This window comes from Citrobacter sp. XT1-2-2, assembly GCF_023516235.1.
Lineage (GTDB): Bacteria > Pseudomonadota > Gammaproteobacteria > Enterobacterales > Enterobacteriaceae > Citrobacter > Citrobacter werkmanii.
In genome coordinates this window covers 1,186,162-1,199,938 of record NZ_CP097324.1, presented here as the reverse complement: position 1 = coordinate 1,199,938, position 13,777 = coordinate 1,186,162, and the positions used below count along the sequence as shown (strand labels likewise).

The 13,777-nt window shown below is 48.2% G+C and carries 9 protein-coding genes; 2 read left to right on the top strand and 7 right to left on the bottom strand.

All coding sequences use genetic code 11. The features are described 5' to 3' along the window. The first annotated feature begins 23 nt into the window (after positions 1-23). Positions 24-3,140: an efflux RND transporter permease subunit gene (locus tag M4I31_RS05710; RefSeq protein WP_085048905.1), complete on the top strand. Its 3,117-nt coding sequence runs from the start codon at positions 24-26 to the stop codon at positions 3,138-3,140. 212 nt (positions 3,141-3,352) lie between these two features. Here M4I31_RS05710 and M4I31_RS05705 read toward each other — a convergent pair whose 3' ends face one another. Together M4I31_RS05705 and M4I31_RS05700 are read right to left on the bottom strand one after the other, a co-directional pair. Beyond that, positions 3,353-3,700 (bottom strand): HdeA/HdeB family chaperone, encoded by a 348-nt coding sequence (locus M4I31_RS05705; RefSeq protein WP_038632832.1) that lies wholly within the window; start codon positions 3,698-3,700, stop codon positions 3,353-3,355. Beyond that, positions 3,700-4,296 (bottom strand): DUF308 domain-containing protein, encoded by a 597-nt coding sequence (locus M4I31_RS05700; protein ID WP_085048904.1) that lies wholly within the window; start codon positions 4,294-4,296, stop codon positions 3,700-3,702. Before M4I31_RS05700 ends, M4I31_RS05705 begins: the two co-directional genes overlap by 1 nt. Positions 4,297-4,577: 281 nt before the next feature. On the opposite strand from M4I31_RS05700, the gene M4I31_RS05695 reads away from it, so the two are divergent. Next, positions 4,578-5,207, top strand: a complete 630-nt coding sequence (locus M4I31_RS05695; protein WP_042313237.1) for a YfdX family protein — start codon at positions 4,578-4,580, stop codon at positions 5,205-5,207. Positions 5,208-5,283: 76 nt separating this feature from the next. Here M4I31_RS05695 and M4I31_RS05690 read toward each other — a convergent pair whose 3' ends face one another. The 5 genes from M4I31_RS05690 to M4I31_RS05670 form a co-directional block, all read right to left on the bottom strand. Next, complete coding sequence (locus M4I31_RS05690; protein WP_085048903.1) at positions 5,284-8,526, bottom strand: response regulator; 3,243 nt, start codon at positions 8,524-8,526, stop codon at positions 5,284-5,286. 4 nt (positions 8,527-8,530) lie between these two features. Further along, positions 8,531-9,145, bottom strand: coding sequence for an acid-sensing system DNA-binding response regulator EvgA (gene evgA, locus M4I31_RS05685; protein ID WP_038632843.1), 615 nt, complete (start codon positions 9,143-9,145; stop codon positions 8,531-8,533). Positions 9,146-9,563: 418 nt separating this feature from the next. Next, positions 9,564-10,850: an MFS transporter gene (locus M4I31_RS05680; protein WP_042313230.1), complete on the bottom strand. Its 1,287-nt coding sequence runs from the start codon at positions 10,848-10,850 to the stop codon at positions 9,564-9,566. 78 nt (positions 10,851-10,928) lie between these two features. Further along, the gene (locus M4I31_RS05675; protein ID WP_085048902.1) at positions 10,929-12,521 is read right to left on the bottom strand and encodes an amidohydrolase family protein; all 1,593 of its coding nucleotides are present in this window, start codon (positions 12,519-12,521) and stop codon (positions 10,929-10,931) included. Between the two features lie 67 nt (positions 12,522-12,588). After that, positions 12,589-13,773 (bottom strand): YgeY family selenium metabolism-linked hydrolase, encoded by a 1,185-nt coding sequence (locus M4I31_RS05670; RefSeq protein ID WP_038632852.1) that lies wholly within the window; start codon positions 13,771-13,773, stop codon positions 12,589-12,591. Between the last annotated feature and the right edge of the window lie 4 nt (positions 13,774-13,777).

The window sequence follows — 13,777 nt, the reverse complement described above, 5'->3', positions numbered from 1 at the left end:
CAGGTATTAAGGACACTTTCTTCATGGCTAACTTTTTTATTGAGCGCCCGGTTTTCGCCTGGGTGCTCGCTATTATCATGATGTTTACCGGCGGTATCGCGATAATGAACTTGCCCATCGCGCAATATCCGCAAATTGCTCCCCCCACCATTACCATTAGCGCAGCCTACCCCGGTGCAGACGCCAAGACCGTTGAAGACTCGGTGACTCAGGTGATTGAACAGAATATGAACGGGCTTGATGGCCTGATGTATATGTCATCCACCAGCGATGCGGCCGGTAATGCGTCGATTATCCTGACCTTTAAAACGGGGACCTCACCTGATATAGCGCAGGTTCAGGTACAGAATAAGCTACAGCTGGCGATGCCTTCCTTGCCACAAGAAGTCCAGCAGCAAGGGATCAGCGTTGATAAATCCAGCAGCAATATCTTAATGGTTGCGGGTTTTATCTCTGATAATAACAGTCTGAGCCAATATGATATTGCTGACTATGTGGCGTCGAATATTAAAGACCCACTGAGCCGCACCCCCGGGGTCGGGAGCGTACAGTTATTCGGTTCGCAATACGCCATGCGTATCTGGCTGGATCCGCAAAAGCTCGACAAATATAACCTTACGCCGCAGGACGTTATTACCCAGCTCAAAGTACAGAATAACCAGATATCGGGCGGACAGCTGGGAGGAATGCCGCAATCAGCCGACCAGCAGTTAAATGCGTCGATCATTGTTCAGACACGCCTGCAAACTACCGATGAATTTGGCAAGATCTTCCTTAAGGTTCAGCAGGATGGCTCCCAGGTTCTGCTGCGGGATGTCGCTCGTATTGAGCTGGGTGCGGAAAATTATGCCACGGTGGCACGTTACAACGGAAAACCCGCCGCCGGGATTGCAATTAAACTTGCCGCTGGCGCCAATGCCCTTGAAACATCCCAGGCCGTTAAACAAGAGCTGAACAGGTTATCAGCCTGGTTTCCGGCCAGCATGAAAACCGTTTATCCCTATGACACTACCCCCTTTATCGAGATTTCAATTCAGGGTGTGTTTCATACATTGATCGAGGCAATCATCCTGGTATTCCTCGTCATGTACCTGTTTTTGCAAAGTTTTCGCGCGACGCTTATCCCCACTATCGCGGTTCCGGTTGTTATTCTCGGAACCTTTGCGATACTCGACGTCGCCGGTTTTTCGATCAATACGCTCACGATGTTTGGCATGGTGCTGGCAATAGGACTGCTAGTTGATGATGCCATCGTGGTGGTTGAGAACGTAGAACGTATTATTGCCGAAGAGCATTTGTCACCCAAAGCGGCGACGCATAAAGCGATGGGGCAGCTCCAGAGAGCGCTGGTTGGTATTGCCGTCGTTTTATCCGCCGTGTTTATGCCAATGGCATTTATGAGCGGGGCTACGGGTGAAATTTTCCGTCAGTTTTCCATCACCTTAATTTCCTCCATGCTGCTGTCGGTATTTGTGGCGATGAGCCTGACGCCCGCACTCTGCGCTATGCTGTTGAAATCCCACGAGGGAGAAAAAGAAAACACCCATTTTCTGTTTACCCGTTTCAATCACTTCATGGAGAAATGCACCCATCACTACACTGACAGCACCCGTAGGCTATTACGTTGCACCGGCCGCTATATGGTAGTCTATTTAGTGATTGGCGCTGGCATGATGGTGCTGTTTCTCCGTACTCCCACCTCCTTTTTGCCTGAAGAAGATCAGGGCGTGTTCATGACCACGGCACAATTACCTTCCGGTTCAACGATGGTAAATACCAGCAAAGTGCTTGGGGAAATAACGGATTACTATCTGACAAAAGAACAGAAAAATGTTGCGTCTGTTTTTACCGTTGGCGGATTTGGCTTCAGCGGACAGGGGCAAAATAACGGTCTGGCATTTATCAGCCTGAAACCGTGGTCAGAACGCGTTGGCGAAGAAAACTCGGTTACCGCCATCATTCGACGGGCAATGATGGCCTTAAGCACCATTAATAATGCCGTCGTTTATCCGTTCAATTTACCCGCAGTCGCCGAATTGGGTACCGCTTCAGGTTTTGATATGGAATTGCTGGATAACGGTAACCTTGGGCATGAAAAGATGATGCAGGCCCGCAACCAGCTCCTGGCTTTGGCCAGCCAGTCACCCGATGAAGTTAACGGGGTGCGCCCAAATGGGCTGGAAGATACGCCGATGTTTCGCATTCACGTCAACGCGACAAAAGCAGAGGCGATGGGTGTGGCATTGTCGGATATCAACCAGACCATCTCTACGGCGTTTGGTAGCCGCTACGTCAATGATTTCCTTAACCAGGGGCGTGTTAAAAAAGTGTATGTCCAGGCCGATACGCCGTTCCGTATGTTGCCGGACAATATCAACCACTGGTATGTACGTAACGCCTCCGGCGCGATGACGCCGCTTTCAGCCTACTCATCAACCGAATGGACCTACGGCTCTCCCCGTCTTGAACGCTACAACGGACAGCCTGCAATGGAAATTCTCGGCCAACCGGTCGCAGGGAAAAGCAGCGGCGATGCGATGAAATTTATGGCATCACTGATTAATAAACTGCCCGCGGGCGTCGGTTATGCCTGGACGGGGCTGTCGTATCAGGAGGCGCTGTCCACCCACCAGGCACCAATGCTGTACGGCATTTCTCTGATCGTCGTATTTCTGGCGCTGGCGGCATTGTATGAAAGCTGGTCAATACCATTTTCCGTAATGCTGGTTGTACCAATTGGGGTGGTCGGTGCTTTGCTGGCGACCGATCTGCGTGGCCTGAGCAATGATGTTTACTTTCAGGTTGGCCTGCTCACCACCATGGGACTTTCAGCTAAAAACGCTATTCTGATCGTCGAGTTTGCTGTCGAGATTATGCAAAAAGAAGGAAAAACGCCGCTTGAAGCCGCGGTGGAAGCTGCGCAAATGCGTTTACGTCCTATTTTGATGACGTCATTGGCCTTCATTCTGGGGGTTATCCCACTGGCAATAAGTGACGGCGCTGGCTCTGGCGCGCAAAACGCCGTCGGTACGGGCGTTATCGGTGGAATGCTGGCCGCGACCGTGCTGGCGATCTACTTTGTTCCGGTCTTCTTTGTTCTTGTCGAAAACATGCTGGCGCGATTTAAAACCCGACATTGATTCCCTGCCCTTGTAAGTGCTTATCCCTGGGATCGGGTAATAAGATCCCAGGATGGCGCTTCGCTTATCAGACCTACAGTAGTTAGCAGACACAGCTATCCAGCGAGTTTCCTCGTGGATAGCTGAGCGAGTTATTTTATTGTGAGGGGAAATGTGGGTGTGGGGACAGAGGTTGTCAATTCTAACTAAAGCCAGGCTATCGAAACGGTTAATCAGTAGTGCAGACCGGCCCCCTTCAGATTTACGGTCAGTTCGCCTAATTTCGTATCCGGGTGTTGATGACACATGTTAATCATTTTCGGAACAGCGACAGTTTCCACCTCATGCAGCGGAACATAATCATCGCCTTTAAAGTCAGAATTTTTATTAACGATCACAAAGGCAATTGCCGTCATGTATTGCCGACTCATATCAGCAAACTCTTTACAGGTCATATCTTGTGGCGCAGCTTCGGTTGCCTGAGTAGCAAACGCACAGCTCATCGGTGCCAAAACAGAGGTCATAATAACAACAGCTGAAACCATCATTTTAATATTCACGATACACTCCAGAGGCAGTATTAATGGTTATTGGCAAGTTTGTCTGTTGCTACCAACTTCGTATTCCTGCGCAGACTGATAAAAGCCAAAGAACTGAAGATCATCTCGACCCCAATAAAAATCGAGGTAAACACGTAAGACTTGTCGGGATCCATATTCAGCCATACGCCAGCAATAAGCAGATCTAAAATGCCGATAAAAATGTTCCAGCCATAACCCGGACTGCGGAACATTTGAACTCCGGAAGCCACACGAAAAATACCGCCAAGAATAAACAAGCAGCAAAAAACCATAGCCAACGAATTCATGCCAATCACCGGGTTAACAAGGAAACAATACCCCAGCAGTAACCATGCGATAGCAAAAAACGCATAGGTAAATTTGGCTTTCAACTGCTTCTTCCCAGCGCTAAACAGGCTATAAATAGAATAAAAACCGCACACCAGGAACATAAAACCTGTCGCATAGCTTAAATAAACGCCAGCAGCGATAGGATAGATTAAGCAGCAAATACCACATACCAACAAAAGCACCGCCATAATTGTTGCGTGTCTTTTATAATGAGAAAGTGTTTTTTCATTAAACGTTCTCAGGGCTTGCTGATTAAAAATGAACATACATCCTCCGTTACATGTAAACGTAATGTAACCTACTAATAAAAGAGTTAATACTCACACAATACATATCACTTACAATGAAATAATAAGACTTCAGATAAGGATGCGTATATAAGAAGAAAGGAATGTTGTTATCCGTTTAATCCTACACATGTCAGACGTCTGACACCTGTAAGATTAAGCGCTCATTATTCTATCCTGGCTCTGATTCCTCTCTTTAAACTTATTTAATATGATTATTGCGTTTGGTGAACAATACCAACTTTATTCAGGAGAACGTAATGAAAAAGATTATTCTTGCAGGTCTGCTTGCAACTATGATGGGCTCAGCTCCGGTAATGGCATCTGCCACTACTACCACTGCGGCACAAACAGCCACAGCCAATGTACAAAAAGAAGCAGCCGATATTATGCAGGTCGCCGTAAAAGGTGCCAATGCGATGCGCGATATTCAACTGGCTCGTCTGGCTCTGTTTCACGGACAGCCTGACAGCGCAAAAAAATTAACCAATGACGCCGCTTCCCTGTTGGCAGGCGACAGCAGCGACTGGGCGAAATTTGTCAAAGCAGCGCCTAAGGCGAAGATGATTGACGATCAGTACGTAATTATTAACGCTACGATCGCATTATCAGAAGACTATATTGCTACGCCGGAAAAAGAATCTGCTATCAAAACCGCGAATGGCAAAATGGCCAAAGGTGACTGGAAAGGTGCAGTGGATACCTTGCAACTGGCTGGGATCAGCGTGCTTCAGACCCAATACCTGATGCCTTTGAATCAGACGCGTAAAGCCGTTGCCAGCGCCCAAAAACTGCTGTCCACGGGTAAATTTTATGAGGCTAACCTTGTGTTAAAAGGTGCTGAAGAAGGCATTGTTATTGATAGCGAAATGGTGGGTGCAGGCCAGTAATACTCTGTACTAACGAGTGATGAATCAAGACATTTCTCTCCGGATCGGGCTGCTACGGCTACCCGATCCGGGGGGATTAATGGCTCATCAGACTGTCGATCTCAATTTCAATTTCTCGCATGACAGCAACAATTTTCTGTAATGCCTGCTGCCGTACAGCCAGCGGAAGATCGTCATGTCGCATAGACTCAAAAGGTTCGCACAGCGTCTGAAGCGCGGTGATACCCAGAATTTGCGCCGAACCATGCAACCGATGAAGCGCCCGTAAAAACAGCTGCGGCTCATCTTGCGCAACGGCTTTCTCAGCCGCTTGTAAATCACTCAGCGTTGCTTCGCGGAATGTTTCGAGTATCTCGTTCATTAATACGCGATCGCCACCGGTATTTTCAGTCAGTACATTGAATTTTAAATGCCGGATTGCACAAGGTGACGCATAGCCCGTGTCGATTTTGCTCAGTTCATGCGTCAGCGTCTGGATTGACACCGGCTTAAACAGACACAAATTCATACCGTTTTGCAGACATCGATCGCGTGACTGCGGGAGCGCACTGGCCGTCAGCCCCCATATTTGCAAATGAGGTTGTTGACGACGTAGTGAAGCCGCGAGATCAAAACCGTCTTTCTTCGGCATATTCACGTCGGTTATCAACAGGTCGTATGATTTTTTGGCCAGTTTGGCTTCGGCTTCCTCGCCATCACAGGCCTCATCCACGCTGTAGCCAATGGTATTCAACTGGCGTTTAAGCAGCAGGCGATTAGTTGGGTTATCGTCTGCGATCAGAATCGACAGACACGGTAGCGGTAGCACAGCGCCAGGGGTATCCCCATCCGCTACTATCGACTGTCGGGCAGTTTCAACCGGCAGCGTAATCGTGAACGTGGTTCCCTGAGCCGGAATACTCCTCAGTTCCAGCGTACCGCCCATCAGCGTTACCAATTCTTTGCAGATAAATAACCCCAGACCAGACCCCGTTTGTTGACGTCCGCAACGCCCCTGAGCATAACGATGGAACAGTCCAGCCTGCTCTTCTTCGCTAATGCCACAACCGGTATCACTGATGGCGATTGTCAGGGTGCCGTGATTATCTGTGTCCGGAGTCAGTCGGGCCGTAACATGAATACTGCCCTGCGCCGTAAACTTCAGCGCATTTCCCAGCAGATTGGTGAGAATTTGCCGCAAAGCCTGCTGATCGACAAATACCCGCTCATTTACTGGCAACTGGCTGACACAGGCAAGCGATATACCTTTCTGCCTGGCCAGGGCATCGAAAGAGTGGCACTGCAATTCAATAAGCTGCGAGAGATCGGTCCACTGGGGAACAACCTCATATTTTCCGGATTCAATCTTATCAACGTCCAGAATCTTACCAATCAGTCCCAGCAATGATTGAGCCGTCGCCCCAGTCAATGCAATGGCCTCTTTGCGTTGTGCCGGACTGAGCTCAGAGCTTGAGAGTAATTCCACAAAACCAACAATCGAGCTTACCGGGGTACGTAACTCATGACTCATGCTCGCCAGAAAACGGCTTTTGGCTTTTGTAGCGGCAATCGCTTTATTCTTTTCGCTCTCCAGCTCTTGAGATAAGACCTCTTTGAGATGTAACTGTTCTTCCAGTAACCGCTGCGATTGCTTTCTTTTACGGACTTCACGGGAGAGTGATATCCCCCAGATCAGGCTAATAGCAATAAGTACCAGCGCAAATACCACCAGTTGATAGAACTGTTTGCTATATCGGCTCCAGATATCAACCTGGGTATTGGAAATCTTCGACCACTTCTCCGTCATCTGTAAAATTTCACGCGGAGGTATGGCTTGCAGGGCCTTATCAATGACAGACTTCAGCATCGGCTCATGAGAAGAAATAGCAAAACTCACCGCTGCACCTGGCATATCAGGAAGCCGGAAGAAGTGCATATTATTCTGGTAGTAATGATCGGTAATGAACTTTGCCGACAATTCGGTCGCGATTGCCGCATCAACGTCGCCCTCCTTGACCATAGCCATTGCAGCGCTACCGGTATCCGCATTCACCCAGGTCACCTGCGGATACTGTTGTTTGAGGCCACGTTCCAGAATATGTCCGGCAGGCAGAGCAATACGTATCGGTTTTCCCAGCAGCGAGTCGGCTGTTTCCTGGCGCGATGTGATAACCACGAATGCAACATTCATCAGCGGATCGCTCAATGCCGAATCGTCCTGGTTTTGGTTAGTCGGGGCGATCGTCGGATACATATCCCACTGCCCACCACTGATGAGTTTGGTCTGTTCACTTCTGGACGTGGCCAAAACAGGTTCAAAATTAAGACCCGTTTGCAGATGAATAATATTCAGCAAATCGCCAAGAATACCACGTAACTCGCCGCTGCTATCTACCAGCGTATAGGGTGGGTAATCCGGGTTGATCAAAATGCGGATAGTATGTTTATTCTTCAGCCATTCTTTTTCCTGATGACTGAAAGGAATGGGCGCATTCAGATAAGCAAGATTACCGCGATTTAACCAGTTCTGCATCACCTGCATATGGATTTCATTACTTATTGACGTAATAAAACCATCAAGAATATTTCTTAATAGCGGTTGATTTTCATTAACCACAAAATAATTATATTGTTCCTGCTTATCAAAATAATGCGTAATAACCAGGGATTGCGAGAAATACCGCGAGATACAATGACTAGTGGTAATATTGTTACCAATATAATATTGGTTATCATCGTTCACCACCGACGCCATTGCCTGATACTCGTCGTCATAAAATGAGACTTTAGCATCAGGAAAAGCGTCCTGGATAACGTTAAGAAAAGGGCAATCCCGCACACAGGCGACGCTGACCTTATGGTTCGTCATCAGCGGTAGCATCGTGTTTTTTAATGACGTCACAAGCGTCGGCCACGTTGTGAGTAATGCCGATGTGCGCAGTAAATGCCCGCCGACATCCTGCCGCCGGGAAAGCTGGGTTATCAACGTATCAACATCATTACTGGCGAGTGCGGCAAGCGCCTGCTGCTCGTTATCGTATTGCTTTATAACAATTTTTACATTGAGACTTTTTTGCATTAGCGCAAGGTAGTCCGCGTTAACGCCCCGATAATTTTCCCCGCTGTTTTGATAGACAATAGGTGAGACTTCCGGTAACCAGGTGCCAACCACTAATGTTTTTTTATGCGCCAACCAGTTTGTTTCTTCCCTGTTTAAGCTGATATTTTGCACCGCAGTATTATAGTTACTTTTTAGTTCAACCTGGCGCGCTGAACTCACATCCGTAGATAATCCGATGGTAAATATGACCATCAAAAAAATAAATAAGCGTTCCAGCATTACTCTACCCTATTTTATTTCTTTGCGCGTAATCATAAATTTCCATTAATGAAGAACAATCTAATTTTTCCATTAAACGACTTTTATAAGTACTGACCGTTTTATTACTGATATTCATTTTACTGGCAATCGTACTGTAATCCATACCATTAAGGATATAACGCAACACTCTCATTTCCTGTGTTGATAACGTATCAAGTTTATCCTGTTCGCTGGCCGATGAACCAGTAAAGTGTTCAAGGGAGAAAGGGAAATAACTATAACCATTTTTGGCGGCTTCGATGGCGGCAAGAATATTATTCATGCCTTCTTTTTTACTCACAAATCCGTTAGCACCGTATTCAGCACTACGTTTACCATAAAAATATTCATTTTTTGCTGAAATGATAATGATCACACCAGCATAGTGCCGCTTGCGTAATTGTTCCAGCACCTCGATGCCACTGATACCAGGAATATCCACATCAATAATTAGCAGTTCAGGTTTGTTTTTTTCAACCACCTGTACGACTTGCTCGCCACTGTCGAGTTCAGTGGTCACAGTGATACCATTAGTATCGAGTAAGTTGCGAATGGCAATGCGGGCCAAAGGGTGATCATCAACGATTATCGCGTTCATTGCGTATAAGAATCCCGATAAATAAAGAGAGGCGATGGCTATAGTGCAGGTGAGTCTTCAATATTACTGATTTATAAGTGCAAGACCCAGGACGCAAATTCTAACATAGTCACGTGTATATTTTATGATTTTTTCATAATCAAGATGAATAAATCATAAAAATAACATTTAGATTTACAAGAATTAAACCTTGAGCCTTTCTGTAGATCAAATCATTAACACATTATAGAGGGAATATTCCTACACATGTAGGACTGGTCTTTCATTTATTATGCTTAATTCTTAATAAGGAGAGGAATAGAATTGCAGTGGTAACTGTACATCTGGCGGGAAATTCAGTTATTGCGTGTTATTAAACGTTGATGCCCGTCAATCCCTGTGGCTCTGAAACAGCAGAGCCACAGGAGACAGACATTAATCAAGCCTGACTGGGTAATGCTCCAACCGCGCGCGAGTTTTTCACGGTCAGCGTAACGACGGCAGAACATAACAGTGCGGCAATCATAAAGATAAAGGCGCTGTTATAGCTTCCTGCGCTGCTTTGGATCAGCCAGCCGATGATAGGTGCAGAAACAACGCCCGCCATCTGACCGCCAAAGTTAACGATCCCCGACGCCCGTCCCATAATGTTGCTGGGGATGGTATCCATCAAAATTCCCCAGAACGTCGCCATAGCGAAGAACATGAACAGGGCTGAAATACACTGATAAACCACCGCCATATCTGCGCTGCTCACGCTGAAGGTCAGGTACAGGAAGCCTGCGGCAATGACTGAGGTTACGACGTACAACGTTTTACGCATCGGTTTGAATTTATCTGAACAGTATCCGCCTAACAATGTGCCTCCTGCGCCAAACAGAAAGGGAATTGCCGCCATTACGCCGGTCTTGGCCAGAGAAAATTCACGTACGGTGATCAGATAACTGGGCAACCAGGTTGAAAATCCCCAGAAGGTGATATCAAACAAAAACCAGATACTTGCCATTTGCCAGAGCACCGGCATTTTGAGTACGTCTTTAAACGCGATAGCGCTGGTATTTTGCAGCCCACCCTGATCGTCAACGGCCAGTTCCGCCAGATCCTGCTGCGTAATGGCGGGGTGATCTTTCGGGTTGTCACGCGTAAATAAGTAGATCCCTGCGGCAATAAACAGTCCAGGAATACCCAGCACGATAAAAACCATATGCCAGCCAAAAGCCCCAATAATGCTGGCTGCGACCACAACCGCCAGCGCCGGGCCTAAGGTGTTCACCGTTGATTGAATCGCCGTCGCGCGCCCGCGCTCTTTCGACGGGAAATAGGTCGAAATCATCTTCCAGGAGGCCGACGGGAAGCACCCTTCGCCGATACCAAAGAAGAAGCGCACTGCCAGCATTAGCGGTAGCGTCAGCACAGCGCCGGTTAAGCTGGTGAAAACAGACCACCAGGCAATACCAATAGCCATGATTTTACGCGAGCCAAACTTATCCGCCAGTAAACCACCGGGAATTTGAAACGCGGCATAACCAATAAAAAAGGCGCTAATAATTAAACCTTGTTGGGTGGTATCCAGATTTAAATCTTTGCCGATATAAGGGAGCGAAACGCTCATGACCATTCTGTCGAGAAAAGAGAGGAGCCACGCCAGCCAGATCAATGTCAGGACGGTATATCTTGCTTTCCAGGTCTTTGGTTTACCTGAAGGTAAAGATGTTTGTAGGTTCATTGTGATGTCCTTAGGGTGTAGTGATCTACCGCGGCCATAAATAGTCGCGATAGATCAATGCGTGTTTAGCGTTATTTATTAATATTGTTTTCTTATAACCGTACCGCTACAGGCATAACTTTCCGTGCCATTAATTAAGGCAATGCGCCCATTAACCATGACAATTTCAATCCCTTGCGGATACTGATTAGGTTCAACAAACGTGCCCCTATCAGCGATAGTGTTCGGATCGAACATCACAATATCCGCCGCGTAACCCACCTTCAGCAGCCCGCGATCCTGCAGGCCCAGCACCTCAGCAGGTTTACCCGTCATTTTGCGAATTGCCGCTTCCCAGCTCAGACATCCCTCTTCACGCACGTATTTACCGAGCACACGTGGGAATGCGCCGAACACGCGAGGGTGCGGTTTTCCGGCCCCCATTAAACCGTCGGTACAAACGTTTTGCTCTGGCCGACAGAGAAACTTAATCACATGCTCTTCAGTGCCGTAGAAGTCGACCATTCCGACGGCGTTTTCTTCTTCATAAAGCAGGTCGAAGGTGGCGTTGTAGGGGTCTTTCCCGCGCAATTCACCCAACTGGACGAGGTTCAGACCAACGGCATCCTGATTTTTGGCCGTTTTCACGCTGGTAACAAAAATCTGGTCCAGACCGGCAAAATCGATAAAGTTATCCCAGCCAGGGATGCCCTGCTGAATATCCTCGATCATTTTGGCGCGCAGTTCAGGTGAGGCCAGGCGTTCCAGTAATTTGTCTGTTCCACCGGAGTGGACCCATGGCGGCAGGATCACGCCGAGCATCGTGCTGCCCGCCACATAGGGATACTGGTCGAAAGAGATGCGGATCCCCTCTTCCTGCGCCTGCTCCAGCATCCCCAGCATTTGGTCGATCAGTCCCCAGTTTTTCTTTCCGCAAACCTTCATATGTGAAATATGTAGCCAGACGCCTGTGGCTTTGGCGATATCAATCAGCTCCTGCGTTGAGTTGATAATATCGTCAGCTTCACTGCGCTGATGTACCACAAAGATCCCGTTATATTTCGCCGTGACCTTGCACAGTTCAATCATTTCGGCAGTATCGCCAAAGGCGCAAGGCATATAGATAAGCCCGGTGGAAAGACCAAACGCGCCCGCTTTTAATTCCCGCTCAAGAACTTCGCACATCTTCGCCACATCTTCACGGGTCGAAGGCCGCCCATCCAGCCCCATCGCCTCCATGCGCACGTTGCCATGCGGAACTAAATAGGCAAGGTTTGTCGCCGGATGTCGTGATGCCAACAGATTGAGATAACCGTCCGTATTTTTATATTTCCAGTCTATTTTGTCGGTATCGCCGTCCAGTCCGGCGATATTTTTACGCCACGCCGGAATATATTCTTCCGGCAACGGTGCTAACGCGACGCCATCCTGCCCCAGCAATTCAGTGGTAATTCCCTGGCGAATTTTTGCCGACAGCGCGGGGTTAATAATCGCCGACAGGTCAGAGTGCGTATGGGTATCAATAAAGCCAGGACAAATAATTTTTCCCGTGGCATCAATAACCTGTTCATTGACGCCAACTTCTATTTGACCGATTGCGACAATACGTCCGTCATCAACGACCACATCAGCAATTCTGCCTTCACTGCCCGTCCCATCGATCACATTTCCGTTTTTGAAAATGGTTTTCATCGTTATTCTCCATTGCGGCGGCGCTGCGCGGCACCGCCTGTAAGGTAAGAGGATTTTTATCGTTCTTTTATTGGCGATAGAGTGTCTGGATGATGCTGTAATAGCCGCTGGCCGAACCGGTTAACTGATCGATCTCGATATACTCATCAATGGTGTGCGCCAGATTTTCACGCGAAGGTCCGAAGCCGATAGTTTTAATTCCCGCTTCGCCCGCATAGTGACTACCGTTGGTGCAAAATGAGTATTGCGTGATGGTCGGATTAAACCCGGCCTCGCGGACGCCAGCCAGAGCGGCTTGCACGAATTCGTCCGACTCGTCATACACCCAGCCCGGGAAGAAGCGCTCCCCCTCAATGGTGGCACCGGTATAGCAAGACTCCTGGCCCACAGCGTAGGAGACACGGGCCTTAAACTGCGGATCCTGCGTGATGAATTCTGCCAGGACATTTTCCAGCGGGGCAATGACGCTTTCTTTGGTTTCGCCCACCAGCAAACGGCGATCGTAGGTTGCGCGGCAGTAATCCGGCACGACCGAGGCACCCGGGTACGGCGAAGATTTAATGTCGGTCAGTTCGAGAATGCCAGGCCCGAGTACTGGGTGCGTTGGCGGGGTAATGGTGCGAATTTTGTCGATCAATTGCGCCATTTTATACACCGCATTAATCCCTGCCTGCGGGTTGGCGGAGTGCGCAGGTTTACCAAACGTTTCAACCACAATTTCAGCACGTCCACGCTGGCCAATTTTCAGGTTTAGCTCGGAAGCTTCACCGATGATTACGTAGTCTGGCTTATAGCGCTCGCTGACCAGACGAGCGGCAATGCCTTCAAAGCACTCTTCATGCACGATACAGGCAACGTAGATTTTCCCGGCGAAATTACGCTGGTTGTCCTGGCCGAAAAAACCCACGGCAGAGATCATTGCCGCCACGGCGCCTTTCATATCGGTCGTACCGCGACCATAAATCTTGCCATCTTCGATATCACCGCCGTACGGGTTGCGGGTCCACTTCTCTTCGTTCACCGGTACAGTATCAATATGTCCATCAAGGACCAGCGTTTTCCCTGGCTGATTACCCACGATACCGCCAACAATGTTGCCGTACTTATCAACATGGATGTCATCGAACTGGTAATGCTGCATCATTGTTTTTATGGCATTAACCACTTCCCCTTCCTGACCGGAATAACTTTTTTGTTGGATTAGCGCCTGACAGTTTTTAATCACTTCTTCAATACGGTTTGCAGATAACATGGGT